We start from the raw sequence: 21,318 nt of genomic DNA on the forward strand, positions 1-21,318 counted from the left end.
GCGTTTAATATACACTACTATTTCCTTTTTTACCATTTTAAAACATAAAAAAAGGAATAATACGATTGTGAGCCCTAAATATCTAAGACAATATCAAAGTAAAAAGACACTTAGAGATGTATCATTTATAGTTACAAGAGTGAAAGGCCCCTCTGAAAAGTAATCAGATGAAGTGACATCACACAAGTATGAACAAGCGGAAAAAAATGGCGTTATCAGGAGCATGTCCCTCAAAGGCACGCTTGCTGATAACGCCATTTTATCTTGAAGTGTTTTGAGAACGACAAATAAGGTTGTCGTTCAAACCGTTAACAATACATCAACTACGATAATCATACGCGAATTTTGGCAAAGTTAAACCACCTTTCTCCAGTTGAATACCGAAAAAAGATGGTTAAACAAGAATTTGACGGCGACTCCTAAGGGGCCCCCAGGAAAGCGTCCATCAAATTCCATTGAAGAATATTGGCCTTTTCTTTGTCTCACTTTCATGAATCAACGCGATTAACCATTCCTTCTACATGCCCTAAAGGCAAATTAGAATTCTAATTCGCCTTCCCAAGCGCTCATGCCGCCTTCCATGTTTGTCACATCAAAGCCTTCGCTATCTAAGTAAGACGCTGCTGTAAAGCTACGACCACCTGCATGACATACGATAATGTATGGTGTTTCTTTATTTAATTCGCCTTGACGATCTGCAATTTGACCTAGTGGAATGTGAATTGCACCTGGGATTACACCATTTGCTACTTCATCATCTTCACGTACATCGATTACATTTAATGCTTCATTTGCATCGAATTTGTCTAATACTTCATTGGCTGTAATGTTTTTTAATGCCATTGTTAATATCCCCCTTTAATGGATTCGTCTTAACTATACAAAAAAAGCCGATACCCCGCAAGGTAATCGGCTTAATTTTATTCTTCCGTTAACTCAACAGACTTCGCTGGTGCGAATGTTGAAATCGCATGCTTATAAATTAAATTTTGTTTTCCCTCTGCTTCTAAAAGTACAGTAAAGTTATCGTATGAACGAATTGTACCTTTCAGTTGGAATCCATTTAATAAAAATACGGTAACGAATACCCCATTTTTACGCAGCTGATTTAAATATGTGTCTTGTAAATTCGCTGGCTTCATGAACTGACATCCCCCTCATCTTCCAATTAATCTATTCTACACAATAGGTATACCCCTATTTATTGGAAAATATCCTTAAAAACCGCTTCTTTTGCAGAAAAAGAATCATACCACGTAATATCCATTTTATTGCGGAAGTAGGTCAATTGTCGTTTAGCATAACGACGAGAGTTTTGTTTTAAGTTTTCAATCGCCTGCTCAAATGTTTCGCGGCCATCAAAATAGTCATACAGTTCCTTATAACCAATCGCGCGAATTGCCTGTACATCGCGAATATCGCGGTCATATAAGCCACGCACCTCATCGACAAGCCCTTGCTCTAGCATCATATCTACACGTAAGTTAATACGCTCATACAATTTTTCACGGTCCATATTAAGGCCGATAATTAAATGATGATATAATGCCTTTTCCCCTTGATGCTGTGCGTCATTCGATTTTTTGACATCGCTATGCTCAGCCATTTCTAGCGCACGAATGACACGACGTGTATTATTCGGATGAATCGTTTTCGCTGTCTCAGGATCTACTGCAGCAAGGCGCGCATGCATTGCCTCAGGTCCTAGTTGTTCAAGCGCTGTGTAATACGCCTCACGTACGCCTTCATCGATCTTTTCTTCCGTAAAACGAAAATCATATAGCACTGCTTGCACATATAAGCCTGTACCACCAACGATAATTGGCATTTTACCGCGCGCTTGAATTTCTGTAATTTTTTCACGTACAGCCTGTTGATAATCTGCAACAGAAAAACTATCTGTCGGCTCTAAAATATCGAGTAAATGATGCGGCACGCCGTCCATTTCCTCTGGCGTAATTTTTGCGGTACCGATATTTAAATCGCGGTATACTTGCATCGAATCGCCATTAATAATTTCTCCATCGAGCTTTTTCGCAAGCTCGATGCTTAGTGCAGTTTTGCCGACTGCCGTTGGTCCGACAATCGCAATCACATCATAGTTGTTGTTCATAAATCTTTTTCTCCAGCCATTTCAAAATCGTTTGATAGATTAGTTGATTATTTGTTTCGTTTAAAATTTCATGTCGCATACCATCAAAAAGATGCACGCTTAGCTTTGAAATGCCCGCATCATAATATTGACGCGCCACTTTCCAAACGCCTTTGCCATAACCACCAATCGGATCATCACTCCCGCTAATGAGGAGCATAGGCAAGTCCTTACGAATTTTCGCGACTTCTGTTGGACGAGATGCCACTTCAAAGCCTTCCATAAAATCCGCATAAAACTGATTTGTTGACGTATAGTTGCAATACGGATCCTTTAAATAGGCCGCGACTTGCGCTCGATCCGTTGACAACCAGTCCTTGGGTGTTTCGGCATTTTTTATTTTACGATTATTACTTGAGCCGCCTAATCGGTCAATTAGCTTAGCCTCGGTCGCTTCTCCGTCTCGCTTCGCTAAACGTTTCGCCAGTTGCGCAGCTACTTGATGAATTGGTGAATGCACAAGCGTCCCCATAATGATTACCTTTTGAATCGTATCACTATACAGTTCAATAAAACGGCGTGTCACAATCGAGCCCATACTATGCCCTAATAATATCGGCTTCGGCAAATCGTAGCGTGTACGCAACGTCATCATGACGAAATGCACGTCTTCGACTACTTTATTAAAGCCATCTGTCGGGCCATAATAACCGAGTGGTGTATGATTGAGTTCTGCATTTTTCCCATGTCCTCGGTGTGAATGCAAGCCCACGACATAGCCATTTGAAGCAATATAACGCGCAAAATCATCATAACGTCCATGATACTCTGACATCCCATGCAAAATATGCAGATAGCCCTTTTGCTCACCCTCGGGCATATATACAGCGGTTGCTAATTGATAGCCATCCGGTGTTGTCAAAATAAATTCTTCTTTACGCATACGTGCCATCCTTTGCAAAATGTGCGGCATCATGCAGTAACTCTTCTACTTCTAAACGATAACGCTCTTTTTCCGCTTCACTATAATGTAGTAAATCGGCCATCAATTGTTGGACACCGTCTTTGTAGTTGTGCACGCTATCAATATTGAAGAACATACGACCTGTACGACGTACAAGTACATCAGACGGGCGATACGCAAATTCATGCTCCACTGCATACACGACCTCTGCATAAATATCTGCTGGCAATCCAAACGTATCCTCCGGCATTGCAGCGATAATTTTAAATAGCTTACTAACATTCGCACCATATTTTTCGACTAAATGGCGCGCCTGCTTCGTTTCAAGACCTAATCCCTCTCCATCTGCTGTTCGTTTTGCAACAAATGATTCAAACGTTTCTGGCGTTAAGCCCTCTGCACCTGCTAATGGTAAATGCTGCGTTTGACACGCTGCATAATGCTTAAACTGCTTACGCTTCGCTAAACGGTCAACAATGTCCTTTGCCATATGACGATAGCCCGTCAGTTTACCACCCGCAATCGTTAGTAGACCCGTTGGCGCCTCCCAAATTTCATCTTTACGTGAAATTTCAGAAGGGTCCTTACCATCTTCATAAATTAATGGACGTACCCCTGCCCAGCAAGATTCCACGTCTTTTTGTGTCACATGGACATCCGGGAACATATAATGAATCGTATCTAAAATATACGTAATGTCCTCTTGCTCAGCTACAGGCTTTTTCGGATCCTCATCATAAAATGTATCCGTTGTCCCAATATACGCCTTGCCCTCACGTGGAATCGCAAATACCATACGGCCATCTGGTGTATCAAAATATACCGATTGATGGAGTGGGAATACGGATTGATCAATGACAATATGAACTCCTTTGGTCATACGAAGCTTTTTATTATTTGATACGACGTCTTTTTCACGAACTTTATCTGTCCATGGACCCGTTGCATTAATAACCGACAATGCTTCAATATCAATTGTACGTCCTGACACTTCATCTTTCACTTTCGCACCAGCTACACGCCCATTTTTATACGTGAACTCTTCCATTTTTGCATAGTTTAAGCAAATCGCTCCGAGCTCTACCGCTTTTTTCATTACTTCAATCGTCAAGCGTGCATCATCCGTACGGTATTCCACGTACAGACCGCCACCTTGTAGACCATCTGTTTTCAAAAGAGGCTCTTTCGTTAATGTTTCATCCGGTGACAACATGACGCGGCGTTCTTCTTTTTTCACTTGCGCTAATGTATCATACACTTTTAACCCAATCGATGTAGACAACGGACCAAATGTGCCCCCTTTATAAAAAGGTAGCAGCATACCAAGTGGTGTCGTAATATGTGGCCCATTTTCATACACAATCGCGCGTTCACGCCCTGTTTCTGCGACAACATCAATTTGTAATTGTTTTAAATAACGTAGTCCGCCGTGGACAAGCTTTGTTGAGCGGCTTGATGTCCCTGCCGCAAAATCCTGCATTTCCACAAGCGCTACTGAAAAGCCGCGTGATACGGCATCTAATGCAATTCCTGCACCTGTAATTCCACCACCAATAACGAGTAAGTCAAATGAATATTTTTCGAGTGTTTCAATCGTTTCTTGACGCTTTTTAGCTGAAAACATGAAATTCTCTCCCTTCAAATTTACATAACACGTTTAAACATTTTTTCAATTTCATACGTTCTAAAATGCACGACTACCGGACGACCATGTGGACATGTAAATGGATTCACACATTTTTTCAAATCGACTAATAAACGTTCCATTTGCTGTTTATCTAAGTAGTGATTCGCTTTAATCGACTTTTTACAGCTCATCATAATCGCTGCTGCTTCGCGAAGTTTTTTAATATCGGTTTTTCGCACAGTCAGCACTTGTTCGATAAGCTCTTCAATAATTTCCTGCTCCATTCCTTTTGGGAACCATACAGGATGCTCTCTGACGATAAATGAATGCTGCCCAAACTCTTCTAAAAATACACCTACTTCGGTCAATTCATCCATATGCTCAACTAATTTTAATGATTCATCAGCTGAGTAATGGAACGTCAGCGGTAATAATAGCGCCTGGCGTTCACCCGCGTTCACTTCACCAACCATATCCTTGAAAAACTCATATTTAATACGTTCTTGTGCGGCATGTTGGTCAATTAAGTAAAAGCCATCTTCACTTTGCGCAATAATATATGTGCCATGAATTTGCCCGACAATTTCTACCATCGGGAACGGCTCTTTAATCGGTGATGCTTCCGAAAATTCCTGTTCAGGCCAGTCGGTATTTTCCTCTAGCTGCTCCACTTGTTCGGCAGGCATATTGTGATTTTCACGTTCTCTTATCTGTTCCCATGTTTCAGGTTCGCTAAAACCTTTCTCAGCAGGTTCATTTAATTCATAACGCGGATTTTGCGGCGCTTCTAATATCGTTTCTGCCACGTTCTTGTGCGGTAATTCTTTTGGACGTGGCTTATCGCCAAATTGCTCAACAGCCGTTTTTTGATAATCCAAGCCTTTCCAAAAATTAATTTGCTCTGTTTGGGCCGCTTGCTTTTTCGGTTTCTTCATAATTTCAGGTGCTTGCATCGATGCACGAACTGCCTTGTGAAGAGACGTTTCAATAAGTTTCATTAAATCGCCTTCCTTACTCAGACGTATTTGCTGCTTCGATGGATGGACGTTAACATCTGTTAAAAAAGGATCGCCCTCAATATGCAGCACCGCAATTGGAAAACGGCCAATCGGTAAATACGTATGATACGCGTCAATAATCGCCTTTTGCACTGTATAATGACGCACCCAGCGTCCATTCACAAAAATCGATACATAGTTTTTAGAGGCGCGCGTAATTTCTGGAATTGTCGCATAGCCGGTCACTTTATAATCGGCGGTCTCGCCTTCAAAATGGACCATTTTTTTTGCATTCGCCAAACCATAAATCGCTGCTAGTACTTGGCGTAAATCGCCACGACCATTTGTTTTTAATAGTTCGTGGTCGTGATGTACGAGCTTAAAAGCAATTTGCGGGTAGCACAGCGCCAGGCGGTTCATTAAATCAATTGTATGCCCAAGCTCCGTTTGGATCGTCTTCATATATTTTAAGCGCGCAGGTGTATTGTAAAATAACTGCGCCACCGTAATATCGGTTCCTTTACGCAGTGGTCCTGGTCGCTTATTCACGACATGACCACCCTCTAATACAACTTCAATGCCACTATCGCCATTAGATGTAGCGAGCGTTACTTTTGATACCGATGCAATTGACGCCAGCGCTTCACCACGGAACCCGAGTGTACGAATACGGAAAAGGTCATGTTCATTATTGATTTTACTTGTCGCATGACGCTGGAAGGATACTAAAGCATCCTCCTCATCCATGCCACTTCCGTTATCAATGACTTGAATCGACATCAAGCCCGCTTCCTCAAGTAACACTTCAATCGATGTACTGCCTGCATCAATTGCATTTTCTACTAATTCTTTCACAACAGAGGCTGGGCGTTCGACAACTTCCCCTGCCGCAATTTTATTCGATAGAAATTCATCCATAATATGAATCTTGCCCATATCGAATGCACTTCCTTTACGTTATTTTTTTAGCAATTGTTGCTGTAAACGGTAAACCATTTGCAAGGCATCCATCGGTGTCGTTCCAGAGATGTTTATGCCTCGTAATTCCGTTAGTACATCCTGCTCCTCTTGTGTCTGTTCTTCAAATAGCGACAGCTGTGCAGAAGGTTCTGCTACGGCCGTTGCGCTCGCCACTTCGACAACACGCTCGACTGGCACCTCAACGATACGTTCAACCGGTACTTCGACACGCTTTTCAACAATGCGTTCCACTGGTACTTCAATGCGTTTTTCAACGATTTTTACCTCACCCTCATTTTGCGACTCGAATTGTTCAAGTAACACATGCGCACGTTCGATAATTTCCGTTGGTAAATCGGCAAGCTGTGCCACATGAATCCCATATGACTTATCAGCTGGCCCTTCTTTTACTTTATGCAAGAATACAACACGACCATCCTGCTCTGTTGCAGAAACATGTACATTACGTAAATGCGACAGCTGCTCTTCTAGCGACGTTAGTTCGTGATAGTGCGTTGAGAATAATGTATTTGCGCCAATATGGTCATGAATATATTCCATCATGGCCTGTGCTAAGCTCATGCCATCATACGTTGACGTCCCACGACCAATTTCATCAAATAATAATAAACTACGAGACGTAGCATTCATGATGGCATGTTGGGATTCAAGCATTTCCACCATAAATGTCGATTGACCACCTGCTAAGTCATCAGCTGCGCCAATCCGCGTGAAAATCTGGTCGGTAATCGGTAAGACTGCCTCATCCGCTGGTACATAGCAGCCCATTTGTGCCATGACCGTAATAAGTGCTACTTGACGCATATACGTTGATTTACCCGACATATTCGGACCTGTAATTAGCATCATATTTTCCGCTTCATTGAGCACACAGTCATTTGGTACATACGTTGATTTATTCAACATTTTTTCAACAACCGGGTGACGCCCGTTGATGATTTTTAGTGCGCGGTCTGCATGAAATACCGGCTTCACAAAACGATATTTTTCCGATATCGTCGCAAACGCTGCATACACATCTAGCTCACTAATTTGTGCCGCAATTTTTTGCAGACGACCAATGTATTGCTTCATCGTCTCACGGATTTCTGTAAATAATTTATATTCTAAAACAGCACTTTCTTCCTCTGCATTTAAAATAAGCGCTTCTTTTTCTTTTAATTCCTCTGAAATATAACGCTCTGAATTCGTTAACGTTTGCTTGCGCTCATAACGAGATAAATCCGCTAAATGAATATTTGATTTCGTAATTTCAATATAGTAGCCAAATACGCGGTTATAGCCAATTTTTAAGTTTTTAATGCCCGTACGCTCACGTTCTTTTTTCTCTAATTGCGCAATCCAGTCCTTACCATTACGTGAGGCATCACGTAGCTCATCAAGACGTGTATTATAGCCTTCGCGAATAACATCGCCTTCTTTAATTGAAATCGGTGGATTGTCTGTAATCGCTGTTGCAAGATAACGCTCAATATCCTCACATAAATCCAGTGCCTGGCCAAGAGCTACTAAATTATCGCGTCCAGATTCTAGTAATTGCTTTTGAATCGCCGGTAGCTGACGTAGTGAATCACGTAGCTGAGCTAAATCACGACCACCTACACTACCAAAAGCTACACGCCCTACAAGACGCTCTAAATCATAAACATTTGTAAATAACTCTTGTAATTCCATACGTAAAAAATATTCTTCAAGTAATGCTGTCACAACGCCAAGACGTTTTTCAATCGCCTGCTGATTGGCTAGTGGTTGATGGAGCCATTGTTTTAATTTACGACCACCCATTGCTGTGACCGTTTCATCTAGTAGCCATAACAGCGTACCCTTTTGGTCACCACCACGTAATGAGTGGATTAACTCTAGATTACGTTTTGAATGCGTATCAATATTTAAGTATTGCTCGACTTCTTGATAATTAAACGGTTGAATATGTGCGAGCGAGCGCATTTGTGTACGCTCAATATAACGTAATAGCTTGTAAATCGTCGCATGAAGATCATCAGGTGATGCAGTCGTATACATTGCCCCGTTTTCTGCACTCATTGCATCCTCTTCAATTGATAGCACAATCGAATAAACATCTGCGAGTTCCTTTAACTCATCGAAAAAAGCATCGGACACCACGAGCTCACGAATGCCAAGTGACTGTAGTTGCTGCATCAGGTCATCATTTGCACCGTCAACATAGGTTGCTGTTGCTTCACCTGTAGAAATATCTAAATAGCAAAAGCTATAACGTGCGCCAATTTTTTCAGCCGCCGCAATGAATAAATTCGTTTTACCATCCATGCCCTTGCCTTCCATTAACGTCCCTGGTGTCACGACTTGTACCACTTCGCGTCGCACGACACCTTTCGCTTGGCGTGGGTCTTCCGTTTGCTCACAAATGGCTACTTTATAGCCTTTTTGCACAAGCGCCTCAATATAGCCCTGTGCCGAGTGATGTGGGACTCCACACATTGGAATGCGCTCTGGTGCCCCAGCATCTTTCCCCGTTAATGTAATTTCAAGCAACTGCGATGCTTTTGTCGCATCATCAAAAAACAACTCATAGAAATCGCCTAAACGGAAAAAAACAAACGCGTCTTTATAATCTTTTTTTATATTAATGTATTGTTGCATCATAGGTGTATATCCCATAATCAGTTAAAACCTCGCTTCTACTTTCATTGTTCTTTTATTATATCAAAATTAGCAGGTGAAAAAAGGAATACGTGTTATGATGGAATTTGAAGAGGGAGTGAAGAAAATGCTTGTAACAGGTTCAGTTATTGCCATGTTAGCAGTTGTTATTGGTGCATTTGGTGCACACGCGTTAAAGACTCGATTTGAAGGAACAAATTACGGGGAAACGTGGGAGACGGCTGTTAAATATCAAATGTATCATGCACTTGGTCTTATTCTTATCGGCATTCTACAATTCGATACATTACTTGGTACGCAGTCGATTTTTTCAACAGCAAGCTGGCTAATGGTCATCGGGATTATTTTATTCTCAGGTAGCTTATATGTACTCGCACTCACAGGAATTAAAAAACTTGGTGCAATTACACCACTTGGCGGTCTATGCTTGATTGCCGCTTGGCTTTGCGTCGCAATTGGCGTAGCATAATAAAAAAGAGGCGAGGGACGTATCCCTTGCCTCTTTTTTATTGCAGTAAAAGATTATTCAGCTTCTACGTCTGATTCTGCTTCTACATCTGTGTCCGCATATTGTTCTTCAAAATCTGCAATTAAGTTTACAAAGCCTCTAGGTTCTTCTAGCATACCTAAGTGACCTGTGTTTGTTAACATCATTTCTACGTATAAGTTGTCTGTTTCAACAGGCTCTACGATTGTGTCCTCTTTACCTTCGATTACAAGGATTGGTGTTTCCGTTGTATCTAGTAATTGTTGTTGGTTTGGACGTTGTTTCATTGCTTCAAGCGCTGCAACTAAACCTTCTTTTGTAGCACCATTTGCGATTTTTTTAGCAAACTCGACATCAGTAGGTTTTGCATCTTTTTTGAAGAATTTCGTAATTGTGTAATCAACATAGTGCTCAACACCTTGTTTAGTGATGATGGCTTGTTGGTCATTACGTTTTGATTTTGTAAGTTCGCTGTCAGCAGCTGGTGAAGAATAAGCTAATACCGCTTTTGTAATTGGCATTAATTGTTTTTCAAGTGCTGCAAGTGTGATATACCCACCTAGTGAGTGGCCCACCCAAGTTGCTTCCTCGATACCTTCTTCTTTTAACACGTTTACGATTTCTTGTGCATAATCGTATACTGTGTACGCTTCTTTTTCCATTACGCTTTCACCATGTCCCGGTAGATCCACAGCAATCACATCAAAACTTTGTGAAAGTGGTCCAATCACGCGGTCAAAAATGGCTGTGCTTCCTAAAAATCCATGGATTAGAACAAGCGGTGCGCCTGTTCCTTGTCGTGTATAGTGTAACATAGCATAGCTCCCTTCAAACTTCCTATATGCTTGTGTATTCCCTACTTTAATTTTGATGAAAACTAACTCGGGTAAATTTGTATTCTAAATTGCATAACGCAACCATACTATAATATAACAAAATTCATCGTCTAATAGGGAGTTCGAGCAGGATTTCTTCTAATTTTCTTAAAAAACATCTACTTTCATATGTTGAAATTTTCATGGAAAATACATAATTTTGAAATTACCTTATAAAATTGGTTATTTTTTGTATCGTTTACGCACATCTAAAATCGACATTTCTTTTAATACGTCTTGCTCCTGTGCTTTCATCCACGTATAAACGGCGACATGAAGTGGTTTCGTTAATCGGTTTCGTTTCACCTCTTGCTTGCGCTCAATAACTTCCTTCACCGTACGTAGCTCTTTCCACACTGTGTAAAACGGCAACTTTAATTTTGTCATAAAGCCCGTCGCATCTTCTAAAACATAACCTTCCATTTCAAGCGTTAGATCATTTGTCACACGTAAATACCATTCATAGAAGCTTAACCAATCCGCAAATTCAGCCATCACCTGCTTCACTGGTAGCGCAAAGGTTTCCGCAAAGCGTACAACCTCATCATATGGTAGCTTTTCATAGGCGACACTGCGGCGCACGATATCTAATAAAATGAGGCGGTCTGTATCGTAGTCAATAATATGTGGATCTTCTTGAATTTTAATGACCTCAAATACGAGCGCTACATTTTCATCACGCAAAAAGCGTTTTACCGCTTCGCGTTGTTGCGGCTGGACTTGTTTTTCAAATAATTCCTTCACCCATTCGGAATGCATACCATCGATTCGTGATTTCGACGTATAAATGAGCGCATCACTCATCTCGTCATAGCCAACAGTGCCTAGGAAGCCATTCTCTTTTGAGTAAGCGACAACCGGGAATGTTAAATTTTCAGCTAGTGTATCCATTTTCGTGTCTTCTCGCTCGCCAATATTGAAAAATTTATTGTAGGAACGTGCGACAATTTTTTCGTTCTTCGTATTAATAAATAACCCACGTGCTTTGACATTAAGCGCATCCCACGCACGCTCTGTAAATGCCCGTCTCGTAAAGTTAAATGAAGAAATATGACCGTCCATCGGTTTTTCTTGCACAAGCTCATGTGCACGTAAATACGCAATAAATTCATCCTCTGGTACATCCTCTTGAATCGTGGTCACCGTATTGTCTTGCGACAGCTCATACACATCATTTTTTATTTCAAATGTCTCAAAACCGTCTTTAGATAACGTCATTGCACGAAGATACTGTCCCTTTTCTACCTGGCCTTCTAAATTAAATGTATGCGATGTTGCCTGTACTGGTAAATGATATAAATTACGATGACCATGCACCTGATACGTCGTTTCATGCTGCTCCCATAAATGGTCTACATCTAAGCTATAAGAACCAACACCGTATACAAATTGACGTGTCGGCATCAAATGTAAATCCTCTGGCATTTTCGGTATGCCTGCATGGGTAACAAGCACCTCCTGATTATCATACGTATAATATACGACCTGACGCAGACGACGACAAAGCTGGCGCACGTCTTTTTTCGATATATTTGCCGCTTCTAGTTGCTCCTTCGTCGGTCCAAAATTGCCCCCACGGATTTCCTCATCATTCGCCCATGCCTCTAAACTCTTCTCATGGTTACCGCGTAGTAGGACGACATTCGGCTGCTCGTACACTGTTAATAAAAACTGAAGCACCTCCACGTTTTCAAGGCCACGGTCTAAATAATCCCCAACAAAAATATACAACTCATCATCGTGTAGCTCGCTGTTTAAATACTGCTGAAGCGCCGTATAACAGCCATGAATATCCCCAATATGATGAATTTTTTGCCACTTATTATAGTCAGTTGGCGAATAGGTAATGGCCTCACGAAATTCATGTGGCTTCAGTGTTGTAATCCAGTTCGGCAATGGTGTCGTTTGGATTTGATCATAAACAGTCATAACGGCAGCATCCGGCACATGCTTATACGTCGCACGCATTTTATTTTGCTTTAATACTACGTCAAGTGGCACATCTGAAAAATCGACAGCGTATGTACGGTAGCGATAATGCTGTGCTAATTTTTTGTAGCGTGCTAGCGTCTTACTATTGGCATGCGTCGCATTGACGACAACAAACTCGCCTCGCTTCATACGCGTTTCTAATAAATCGAATAATAAATTCCACACACGGTGGTCATTTTTTTGACTAATCGTTAATTCTCCTGCGTCATTCATTAAGGGCCCTTCAAACATTAATCGAATCGTATCTGATGATAATGTATATGGTTCTAGACCTTGCTCGGTAATAAATGTGTCTTTTCCTGCGCCCATTGCTCCGCGCAGTAATACTAATTGCTGCATGCTACGTCCTCCTTTATTTGCTGTTCCAACGTAATCACTTATGTATTGATTAACTTCCTATGATACACCAAAATATCAAAAAAATACAAAAATAATAAAATCGCCATAAAAAAGAGACTGGGACAAAACACGTCATGTTCCTTTTTTAGCGTTCGCAACGAAAAACCGGAACCGCGCCACCGCGCGATTCCGGTTTTTCTGATGCTCCTATGAGAGGTGATTTCTACACGTATGTCAAAGCCTCGTTGTTGCTATTTTTCTAGATGATCTGCCATCGTCTTCGCGACAAGCTGTAGTAATTCGTTCACATCTTTATGAACGCCCTTAAACTGGTCTACAATTGGCATATCATCAATCTCTTGCTGAAGTGCATCAATTTTCGCTTCAACCTCATGCTGTGCAGCATATTTGCCGTAATGTTGTAAATTGACCGCTTGCTTCTGCAGCAGCTTAATTTCCGCAATTTTTTTTTGCACTTTTTTATTATTATTTAACTGCGCTTCTGCACGTTTGAAAAATGCTACTTCTTCGCTCTGTTCGATTTGAGCAGCAATTTGCTGTGCCTTGCGCTTAATGTCCTCGTTTGAAAAACGTTCAGGCATTAAACCTCCACCTTTTCCACAACCTCTACGAACTCACCATTTAATGAATACATTTTTGCGTCTGTCACACGTACAAGTACACGCTTGCCAATCACTTCTTTTGGTGCGCGGAAGTTGACTAATTTATTGCGACGCGTATAGCCCGCTAAGACATCTTTATTTCGTTTACTTTCGCCGTCTACTAACACTTCAACAACTTGGCCCACATAAGGTTTTAACGCCTTTTCGCTATATTCTCCAACGACCGCATTTAAACGCTGTAAACGCTCTTTTTTTACGTCCATCGGTACATTATCTGACATTTTTGCAGCAGGTGTGCCCTCACGCGGAGAATAAATATAGGTGAAGGCCATTTCAAAGCCCACCTCACGATAGAGTGATAACGTTTCTTCAAATTGCTCTTCTGTTTCATTCGGGAAGCCAACGATAATATCCGTCGTTAACGCAACATCCGGAATCGCCTTCTTAATTTTAGCAACTAATTCTAAATAACGCTCGCGTGTATACTTACGCGCCATGATTTTTAGCATACTTGTTGAGCCAGATTGTACAGGTAAATGAATATGCTCGACTAAATTACCTTTTTTCGCTAACACATCAATCAAGTAATCATCAAAATCACGTGGATGACTTGTCGTAAAACGAATACGTGGTACATTAATGGTACGAAGCTCATCCATTAAATGGCCTAAGCCATATTCAAAACCTTCTAAATCCTTACCATACGCATTGACGTTTTGACCAAGCAACGTAATTTCTTGATAGCCCTGTGCGGCTAACTCGCGTACTTCCTGAATAATATCTTGCGGTAAACGACTACGCTCTTTCCCGCGTGTATACGGTACGATGCAGTACGTACAGAACTTATCACAGCCGTACATAATGTTTACCCATGCCTTTGTACCACCATTACGCACTTTTGGCATGTTTTCGATGACATCGCCCTCTTTTGACCATACATCGATGACCATTTCTTTTGACATATACGCTTCATTTAAGATTTCTGGTAGCTTATGAATATTATGGGTACCGAAAATAATATCGACCTGATCATATGTTTTTAAGATTTTATTAACGACCGCTTCCTCCTGTGACATACAGCCACAAACGCCAAGTAATAAATCAGGATTTTTCGTTTTTAATGGTTTTAAATGACCCAGCTCACCAAACACACGATTTTCCGCATTTTCACGAATCGCACATGTATTCAGTAAAATCACATTAGCCTCGTTAACATCCTCTGTTGCTTCGTATCCTAGACTTTCAAAAATTCCTGCCATCACTTCAGTATCATGGACATTCATTTGACAGCCAAAAGTTTGAATCATAAATTTACGGCCATTGCCCATGCCTTTAAATTGCGCATTAATTGAAAATTGCTCATACGCAACCTCTTCTTTACCACGCTTTTTCGCATCTTTTAGTGAAGGTGCTTGAAAATAGGCACTATAGTCCTTTGTCGGTTGTAGTGGTTTGAACGGCTTCGCCTGCTCGTTCATGTTACGTTGTTCTTCGTTCATTATTTTATCCCCCTCAAAATCATCCCTCTTATTATACGGAATTCAGCGAGGTTTGGAAATGATTTACGGCAAGTACAACTGCTTCATACTTTTATAATCAACTTTACCGGTATGCAAATGCGGTAGCTCTTCGACGCTTTCGACCTGTACAGAGTTGGCATGCAAGTTATAGAGCTGGCATAAAAAGCGCTTCACACGTGATGCATCGCCGTGTTCAATTACCGCGACAAGTTGTTGGTCATTACCTACACAGGCGACCGTTACACCAAATTTCTTCGCGACCGTCTTTTCAACATCATGTAAATTAATGCGTAGCCCTTTAATTTTAATAAAACTTTTCATGCGCCCAATTAAGGTCGCATAGCCTTCCTCATCAATTGTTGCTAAATCGCCAGTCGGTAAACAGCCGTCATATTCATCGCCGTTTGCAAGATCTCTCGCCTCTGTTGCATAGCCCATCATGACATTATCGCCGTAATAATATAATTCACCCGTATCCGCTAGCTCAAAGCGGCCGCCGGGCACTGGGATACCAATTGAGCCTAATTTATCCGCAAGGCGCTCATACGGGACGTACGCAATGCGTGGTGCCGCTTCCGTTTGTCCATACATGACATAAAACTTGCGATTCGTTGCAATCGCGTATTGATTAAATTTATCGACTAAATACACATCTAAGTGGCCACCCGCTTGCGTCAATGTTTTTAATGACGGCAACTCCATATCAACAAAGCCTAAACGATTTAATAATTGATACGTAAACGGCACACCTGCAATCGACGTCCCTTTAAATTCATTCACAAAATACCAAAACGACGGTAGTTTCACGCTTTTAGACGTCAATAATAACGTCGCCCCTACTTGTAAATGACTATTCACAATCGAAATGCCGTACGAATATGATAACGGTAAATTAATGACGGGACGCTCGTGCTCGTCTAGTTCTAAATAGTCGACAATCGACTCGGTATTTGCTTGTATATTTTTATACGAGAGGCGCACGTATTTTGGGCTTCCCGTCGTACCCGATGTACTTAATAGTAGCGCTAAATCTTTATGAACCGAATAGGTTGGTTGTTGACGTTTTTTGAAAAACTGCTCGGTAATCTCTTCGTAGGCATCATGCGTCGTTGCACCGAGTAAAAAAGCCGGCTCATAATGCGTCACGATATTTTCAAGCATGGCTACCGCTAAGTCATCATTTATGAGCATCACTGCATGACCCGCTTGAAGTGCCGCTACATAATGGACAATCGTTTTATAATCATTGCGGCAAACAATGCCGACAACTACTTTCTTTGGCGTCTCTAACATCGCGACAATTTGTGCGACATCCTCAGCTAGTTGCTCATACGTGTACGCCGCTGTCGCTTTTTGAACAGCAATTTTTTCCGATGGTTGAATGTCAAAAAACATCGTTCTTCCCCCTTATCACAATTCCTTTGCTTTTATTTTAATGGAAAAATTTTGATTTTCCTATAAAAAAAGAGAAATCACGAAGATTTCTCTTTTTACATGCCTATTCATTGACCGCTACTTTTCTAGCACTTGCCATCTCACGCCATAAAAAGACAATGTAGCGCGCCGTTACATAGAGCACCATGACCGTTGCAAACGTTATTTCAACAACAATCACAGTTGTTACGATAGGACCTGTATAGCCTAAATAATGCACGGCATTTGTCAGTGCTGTCGCACAAATGACCAGTGGGAATGTAAACGCCGCATAACTCGGAAAAAATGGTAGGCGTAATAATTGAGGAAGCTGTGTTAGCACAAGCACATATAATAGCTGTGCAATGATAACTAGTGTTAACACCATCGTCGTTGAAGCCGCTTCAACATGTGCTAAGTAGCCTGCTAATGTCAGAGATACAGGTGCACATAAAATCGTAATTAACGGCAAGGTCGGCACCTCTAAATTACGCATCACGAAAATACGTACGAGCATGAGCGGTACAAGAATAATCACAAACGTAATACAGCTATAAAAAACGATATCCATTAATGCTGGCGCACGTCCACCAGCCGTTAGTGGCATAATGCCCATACCGATATACATAATAAACCAGCTCGGATAAATATGAGAAAGTGTCAACGCCGTACGTAATACGAAGCGATACGTAAAATACAACATCAATACAAAATGCAGCACAAGGGCAAACCACCAAATATTTTCCCATACAACCATTGTATCCATATACAAACTACTTAACACCATTAACGCCATTGTGAATGTCGGTGACACTGCAGCAATTAAAGGGTTTTTCATTTCTTTTAAAACGCGTTCTGGTGCTAATACAATCTTTAATAATAGTCCGCTTAAAAAGACAGCACCCATAAAAATAAGGCCATTGGCAAACCATGTTAGCTCGAATGTTTTTACTAATTTAGCGAGCGAGAATAATGCAAGCATAACACCGCTAATTGGAATCGGTATCGCACGAATAAGTTGTTTCATTGTTCATCACGTCTCCTTGATGCTTTCAGTATACTAAGAACTTTACTATTTTAAAAATACATAATTAAAATTATAATTATTGGTAAATCAAATAATTAGGATGTGATTCCATGCTTGAACAACTTCATGTATTCGTAAAAGTATATGAACAACGAAATTTTACAAAAGCCTCCGCACTATTGTTCATTTCACAACCAACGATTTCAACAAAGATCAAACAACTTGAGCAACAATTAAATACAACATTCTTCATTCGTAAAGGTCCCAAAAGCCTCGTACCAACTGAGGCCGCCCATACCTTTTATCAATATGCGTTACGTACCATTGATGACTACGAACAGACGTTGACACAACTGCATGGTAAAAAGCGTATACGTTGCCATATTGGCTGTTCGAATACGATTGCGGTCCATTACTTCCCGCAAATCTTCCCACAGCTTGTCGCCGCTTTTCCACATATTGATTTCATTTTGTCCTTATCCAATTCCGCGAAAGTAGCCGAAGGCGTGGCACAGCATCGACTAGATATTGGCCTAATCGAAAAGCCACTCGATACGCATCCGCTTCAAAAGACTATACTTGGTACAGATGAGCTCGTACTCGCTGGCAATCTAGAAAGTCCCTACTGGCTGATGCGTGAAAAACAATCAGGTGTTCGCTTTTTTAATGAACTCTATATTTCCGAACAAAATATTCATGCACAAATTATCGATACAAATAGTAATGAAATCATTACCGCACTACTGCAACAAGGCTTTGGTAAAACCATTTTGTCACGCATTAGCTTGCCAGAAAACATTCCCTTTCAGCAACTGTCCACGCATTATCATCGACAACTTTTCCTTATTAATCGCGACGATCAAAATGATTTACAAGCTGTTTCAGCGATGATTGCAAAGCATTTCCAAACATAAAAAAGAGAGAGGGATATACATGAAAAAACAACCGCTCCTAGGAGCATAAGAAAAACCGGAATCGCGCGGTGGCGCGGTTCCGGTTTTTCGTTGCGAACGCTAAAAAAGGAAAATGACGTATTTTGTCTCAGTCTCTTTTTTATTATGATTACATAAATTCTTTCATTAACTCGTCTAATTTTTCTTCGCCTAATTCAAGATTTTCATAAGTTAATGCATTTTCTGAATAGCCTTTTACTTTTTCTTGGTAAGAAGCTGTTTCAGTATCTTGATAAATGATACCTGTTACAAGACCTTCATGCTTCATAACCGTTTGCATTGCTTGCTCACGGTTTGAAGAATCATAATCTTCAATATCACTTAATTTTGTTAAATGTTCTTTAAACCAATCATATGTGTTTACTTTATTATATGTCACACATGGTGAGAATACATTAATGAATGAGAAGCCTTTATGTTTCATCCCTTCTTCAATCATCGCTGTTAATTCTTTTAAATCTGTTGAGAAGCCTTGTGCCACAAATGTTGCACCTGATGATAAGGCTACTTCAAGCGGTTTTAGTGATGGCTCAATCGCGCCACCTGGTGTTGATTTCGTGATAAAACCAGCAGCAGAACGTGGAGATGTTTGTCCTTTTGTTAAGCCATAAATTTGGTTATCCATTACAATGTACGTGACATCAATATTACGACGGATTGAGTGTACAGTGTGACCCATACCGATAGCAAATCCATCACCGTCACCGCCTGTTGCGATAACGTTTAAGTCACGGTTTGCCAGTTTTAGACCTTGTGCGATTGGTAGCGCACGACCGTGGATACCATGTAAGCCATATGCATTAATATAACCTGATAAACGACCTGAACAACCGATACCTGACACGACCGCTAATTCATGTGGTTCGATTTCTAGGTTTGCGGCAGCACGTTGAATCGATGCTTGTACAGAGAAGTCACCGCATCCTGGACACCAGTTCGGTTTGATTGTATTACGAAAATCTTTAAATGTTACCATCTGGTAGCAACTCCTTTACACGACCTAACAATTCGTTTGGTAAGAATGGTGTACCATCGTATTTTGTTAAGTTGATGATTTTATCATGATGACCGACGTTTAACTTAATGATGCTTGCAAGCTGACCAGTCGCATTATTTTCAACAACAATGATTTTTTTCGCTTTTTCCATTAATGGTAGCAATTCTTTTGCTGGGAATGGGTGAATCAAGCGAATATGAGCATGATTGGCTTTGATGCCTTGTTCATCTAACACAGGACGAATTTCTTCGATAGCACCGCGTGTAGAACCGAAACCAACGATTAATACGTCTGCTTCGTCATGTGGCGCATCTGTGTAAACAGGTGTCTCAAAATCAACATACTCTAATTTACGGAAACGTTTATCCATTTGCGCTTGGCGATTTGCCGGTGCTTCAGATGGTGTACCGATTTCAGAGTGCTCAACACCCGTCACATGGTGAATACCATATTTTTGACCAGGTACGACACGTGTCGATACACCGTCCTCTGTCACTTCATAGCGTTTGAAGTAGGCTTTGTCTTCCATTTCCGGTAAATCACCTAATTCCAATTTACCGCGTTTAATCGATACTTTACTATAATCAAATGGTTCCACTGTTTGCTTACCAAGTGATAGCTGTAAATCCGAAAGAACGATTACTGGTAATTGTAATTGATCCGCAATATTGAATGCTTGAATCATATCGTAAAATGCTTCCTCACCTGTTGACGGTGCGATAATCACTTTGGGAATTTCACCATGTGTACCGTAAAGCATTGCAAATAAATCGGATTGTTCTTGTTTCGTTGGGAGACCTGTTGATGGACCACCACGTTGTGTATCAACGACAACAAGTGGAGTTTCTGTCATACCGGCAAGACCTAAACCTTCCATCATTAGTGATAGACCAGGACCTGCTGATGCAGTGAATGCACGTGCACCACCATAAGAAGCGCCAATTGCCATTGTGACAGCTGCGATTTCATCTTCTGTTTGGACAACAAGACCACCGACTGTTGGTAGTTTTTTTGTTAAATATTCCATAATTTCAGAAGCTGGCGTAATTGGGTACGCACTCATCACGCGAGAACCTGCAGCTAATGCACCTAATGCCATTGCTTCATTCCCAATCATAAATAGACGGTGTTGACCATCGCCTGGTTCTAATTCAAATTGACCTTCTGTATTCCCTGCTTCAACTAATAAATCATGCATTAATTGATGCCCTTGTGCGATAGCCTCCATGTTTTTCGCTACGACTTCTTCCCCTTTACGGCCAAAGATTTCGTCGACGACACTTTGGAATACGGTATCTTCTAAATTCATTAATGCCGCTGTAGCACCAATCGCTACCATGTTTTTCATTAATGTTGTTCCTAGCTCTTTTGCAGTCGCTGTGAACGGCACGATATACATTGTTGCCTCACAATCTTCAGGTTTTACTGGCTTAAATTTTGCATCCGCTAAAATAACACCATCTGCATGTAGCTCTTTATAGTTTACATCGATTGTTTCTTGGTCAAATGCAACAAGAATATCGTTATCATCTGGAATCGTATGCACCGTTGTTGTACGTACGTTAATTTTATTATTCGTATGGCCACCTTTAATACGAGAAGAGAAATGACGATAGCCGTATAGGTGGTAGCCTAGACGGTTCATCGCTGTTGAGAAAATCTCACCAGTTGATTCGATCCCTTCACCTTGCTGCCCACCGACTTTCCACGAAAGTTGATGTAACATGTTTAAACATCTCCTTAAAACAGGGTATTTTATATATTTTTATCCTTCATAAGTTTATCAC

18 protein-coding genes are annotated in these 21,318 nt (G+C 41.0%); 3 read left to right on the forward strand and 15 right to left on the reverse strand.

The window, feature by feature from the left end; genetic code table 11:
• Positions 1-318: 318 nt before the first annotated feature.
• Positions 319-423 carry an IS3 family transposase gene (locus tag QI30_RS21235; RefSeq protein WP_126990505.1) on the forward strand — a complete coding sequence of 35 codons (105 nt, stop codon included), beginning with the start codon at positions 319-321 and terminating at the stop codon, positions 421-423.
• A 114-nt stretch (positions 424-537) separates the two neighbouring features.
• Here the strand turns inward: QI30_RS21235 and QI30_RS10040 are convergent, their stop codons facing one another.
• The 7 genes from QI30_RS10040 to mutS all read right to left on the reverse strand — a co-directional run bounded on the left by QI30_RS10040 (position 538) and on the right by mutS (position 9,287).
• Positions 538-843: a rhodanese-like domain-containing protein gene (locus QI30_RS10040; protein WP_020189531.1), complete on the reverse strand. Its 306-nt coding sequence runs from the start codon at positions 841-843 to the stop codon at positions 538-540.
• Between the two features lie 77 nt (positions 844-920).
• Positions 921-1,142, reverse strand: a complete 222-nt coding sequence (gene hfq, locus QI30_RS10045) for an RNA chaperone Hfq (protein WP_020189530.1) — start codon at positions 1,140-1,142, stop codon at positions 921-923.
• A 59-nt stretch (positions 1,143-1,201) separates the two neighbouring features.
• A complete protein-coding gene (gene miaA / locus QI30_RS10050; RefSeq protein ID WP_126990713.1) occupies positions 1,202-2,113 on the reverse strand; it encodes a tRNA (adenosine(37)-N6)-dimethylallyltransferase MiaA in 912 nt (303 codons plus the stop codon).
• Complete coding sequence (locus QI30_RS10055) at positions 2,097-3,035, reverse strand: alpha/beta fold hydrolase (RefSeq protein ID WP_158621027.1); 939 nt, start codon at positions 3,033-3,035, stop codon at positions 2,097-2,099. Before QI30_RS10055 ends, miaA begins: the two co-directional genes overlap by 17 nt.
• On the reverse strand, positions 3,028-4,680 hold the full coding sequence (locus QI30_RS10060; RefSeq protein WP_126990715.1) for a glycerol-3-phosphate dehydrogenase/oxidase: 1,653 nt from the start codon (positions 4,678-4,680) through the stop codon (positions 3,028-3,030). Before QI30_RS10060 ends, QI30_RS10055 begins: the two co-directional genes overlap by 8 nt.
• A 20-nt stretch (positions 4,681-4,700) precedes the next feature.
• Positions 4,701-6,617 (reverse strand): DNA mismatch repair endonuclease MutL, encoded by a 1,917-nt coding sequence (gene mutL / locus QI30_RS10065; RefSeq protein WP_126990716.1) that lies wholly within the window; start codon positions 6,615-6,617, stop codon positions 4,701-4,703.
• A gap of 21 nt (positions 6,618-6,638) precedes the next feature.
• Complete coding sequence (mutS, locus tag QI30_RS10070; RefSeq protein WP_233600568.1) at positions 6,639-9,287, reverse strand: DNA mismatch repair protein MutS; 2,649 nt, start codon at positions 9,285-9,287, stop codon at positions 6,639-6,641.
• Positions 9,288-9,381: 94 nt separating this feature from the next.
• On the opposite strand from mutS, the gene QI30_RS10075 reads away from it, so the two are divergent.
• Entirely contained in the window at positions 9,382-9,774 is a 393-nt protein-coding gene (locus QI30_RS10075; protein WP_233600569.1) for a DUF423 domain-containing protein, read from the forward strand.
• A 53-nt stretch (positions 9,775-9,827) separates the two neighbouring features.
• Here QI30_RS10075 and QI30_RS10080 read toward each other — a convergent pair whose 3' ends face one another.
• The 6 genes from QI30_RS10080 to QI30_RS10105 all read right to left on the reverse strand — a co-directional run bounded on the left by QI30_RS10080 (position 9,828) and on the right by QI30_RS10105 (position 17,581).
• The gene (locus QI30_RS10080) at positions 9,828-10,607 is read right to left on the reverse strand and encodes an alpha/beta fold hydrolase (protein ID WP_126990718.1); all 780 of its coding nucleotides are present in this window, start codon (positions 10,605-10,607) and stop codon (positions 9,828-9,830) included.
• A 243-nt stretch (positions 10,608-10,850) separates the two neighbouring features.
• Positions 10,851-12,998: an RNA ligase gene (locus QI30_RS10085; protein WP_126990719.1), complete on the reverse strand. Its 2,148-nt coding sequence runs from the start codon at positions 12,996-12,998 to the stop codon at positions 10,851-10,853.
• A 251-nt stretch (positions 12,999-13,249) separates the two neighbouring features.
• Positions 13,250-13,600, reverse strand: coding sequence for a RicAFT regulatory complex protein RicA family protein (locus QI30_RS10090; RefSeq protein WP_126990720.1), 351 nt, complete (start codon positions 13,598-13,600; stop codon positions 13,250-13,252).
• Complete coding sequence (gene miaB / locus QI30_RS10095; RefSeq protein ID WP_126990721.1) at positions 13,600-15,120, reverse strand: tRNA (N6-isopentenyl adenosine(37)-C2)-methylthiotransferase MiaB; 1,521 nt, start codon at positions 15,118-15,120, stop codon at positions 13,600-13,602. The genes QI30_RS10090 and miaB overlap by 1 nt, the downstream gene beginning before the upstream one ends.
• A gap of 63 nt (positions 15,121-15,183) precedes the next feature.
• Positions 15,184-16,536, reverse strand: a complete 1,353-nt coding sequence (locus QI30_RS10100; protein WP_126990722.1) for an AMP-binding protein — start codon at positions 16,534-16,536, stop codon at positions 15,184-15,186.
• A gap of 103 nt (positions 16,537-16,639) precedes the next feature.
• Entirely contained in the window at positions 16,640-17,581 is a 942-nt protein-coding gene (locus QI30_RS10105; RefSeq protein ID WP_126990723.1) for a TDT family transporter, read from the reverse strand.
• 110 nt (positions 17,582-17,691) lie between these two features.
• Between QI30_RS10105 and QI30_RS10110 the strand changes: the two genes are divergently transcribed.
• On the forward strand, positions 17,692-18,495 hold the full coding sequence (locus tag QI30_RS10110) for a LysR family transcriptional regulator (RefSeq protein WP_126990724.1): 804 nt from the start codon (positions 17,692-17,694) through the stop codon (positions 18,493-18,495).
• A gap of 148 nt (positions 18,496-18,643) precedes the next feature.
• On the opposite strand, the gene QI30_RS10115 is transcribed toward QI30_RS10110, so the two are convergent.
• Both QI30_RS10115 and QI30_RS10120 read right to left on the reverse strand, forming a co-directional pair.
• Positions 18,644-19,510, reverse strand: coding sequence for a 2-oxoacid:ferredoxin oxidoreductase subunit beta (locus tag QI30_RS10115; protein WP_020189516.1), 867 nt, complete (start codon positions 19,508-19,510; stop codon positions 18,644-18,646).
• On the reverse strand, positions 19,497-21,257 hold the full coding sequence (locus QI30_RS10120; RefSeq protein ID WP_126990725.1) for a 2-oxoacid:acceptor oxidoreductase subunit alpha: 1,761 nt from the start codon (positions 21,255-21,257) through the stop codon (positions 19,497-19,499). The genes QI30_RS10115 and QI30_RS10120 overlap by 14 nt, the downstream gene beginning before the upstream one ends.
• Between the last annotated feature and the right edge of the window lie 61 nt (positions 21,258-21,318).

This window comes from Candidatus Kurthia intestinigallinarum (assembly GCF_003991225.1).
GTDB lineage: Bacteria > Bacillota > Bacilli > Bacillales_A > Planococcaceae > Kurthia > Kurthia populi.

What these genes read in the sequence shown, in the direction of transcription:
- QI30_RS10090 (WP_126990720.1), bottom strand. Translation starts at nt 13,600, where the DNA reads ATGCCTGAACGTTTTTCAAACGAGGACATTAAGCGCAAGGCACAGCAA.
- QI30_RS10075 (WP_233600569.1), top strand. Translation starts at nt 9,382, where the DNA reads ATGATGGAATTTGAAGAGGGAGTGAAGAAAATGCTTGTAACAGGTTCA.
- QI30_RS10040 (WP_020189531.1), bottom strand. Translation starts at nt 843, where the DNA reads ATGGCATTAAAAAACATTACAGCCAATGAAGTATTAGACAAATTCGAT.
- hfq (WP_020189530.1), bottom strand. Translation starts at nt 1,142, where the DNA reads ATGAAGCCAGCGAATTTACAAGACACATATTTAAATCAGCTGCGTAAA.
- mutL (WP_126990716.1), bottom strand. Translation starts at nt 6,617, where the DNA reads ATGGGCAAGATTCATATTATGGATGAATTTCTATCGAATAAAATTGCG.
- QI30_RS10100 (WP_126990722.1), bottom strand. Translation starts at nt 16,536, where the DNA reads ATGTTTTTTGACATTCAACCATCGGAAAAAATTGCTGTTCAAAAAGCG.
- QI30_RS10110 (WP_126990724.1), top strand. Translation starts at nt 17,692, where the DNA reads ATGCTTGAACAACTTCATGTATTCGTAAAAGTATATGAACAACGAAAT.
- miaA (WP_126990713.1), bottom strand. Translation starts at nt 2,113, where the DNA reads ATGAACAACAACTATGATGTGATTGCGATTGTCGGACCAACGGCAGTC.
- QI30_RS10060 (WP_126990715.1), bottom strand. Translation starts at nt 4,680, where the DNA reads ATGTTTTCAGCTAAAAAGCGTCAAGAAACGATTGAAACACTCGAAAAA.
- QI30_RS10055 (WP_158621027.1), bottom strand. Translation starts at nt 3,035, where the DNA reads ATGCGTAAAGAAGAATTTATTTTGACAACACCGGATGGCTATCAATTA.
- QI30_RS10115 (WP_020189516.1), bottom strand. Translation starts at nt 19,510, where the DNA reads ATGGTAACATTTAAAGATTTTCGTAATACAATCAAACCGAACTGGTGT.
- miaB (WP_126990721.1), bottom strand. Translation starts at nt 15,120, where the DNA reads ATGAACGAAGAACAACGTAACATGAACGAGCAGGCGAAGCCGTTCAAA.
- QI30_RS10080 (WP_126990718.1), bottom strand. Translation starts at nt 10,607, where the DNA reads ATGTTACACTATACACGACAAGGAACAGGCGCACCGCTTGTTCTAATC.
- QI30_RS10120 (WP_126990725.1), bottom strand. Translation starts at nt 21,257, where the DNA reads ATGTTACATCAACTTTCGTGGAAAGTCGGTGGGCAGCAAGGTGAAGGG.
- QI30_RS10105 (WP_126990723.1), bottom strand. Translation starts at nt 17,581, where the DNA reads ATGAAACAACTTATTCGTGCGATACCGATTCCAATTAGCGGTGTTATG.
- QI30_RS10085 (WP_126990719.1), bottom strand. Translation starts at nt 12,998, where the DNA reads ATGCAGCAATTAGTATTACTGCGCGGAGCAATGGGCGCAGGAAAAGAC.
- mutS (WP_233600568.1), bottom strand. Translation starts at nt 9,287, where the DNA reads ATGATGCAACAATACATTAATATAAAAAAAGATTATAAAGACGCGTTT.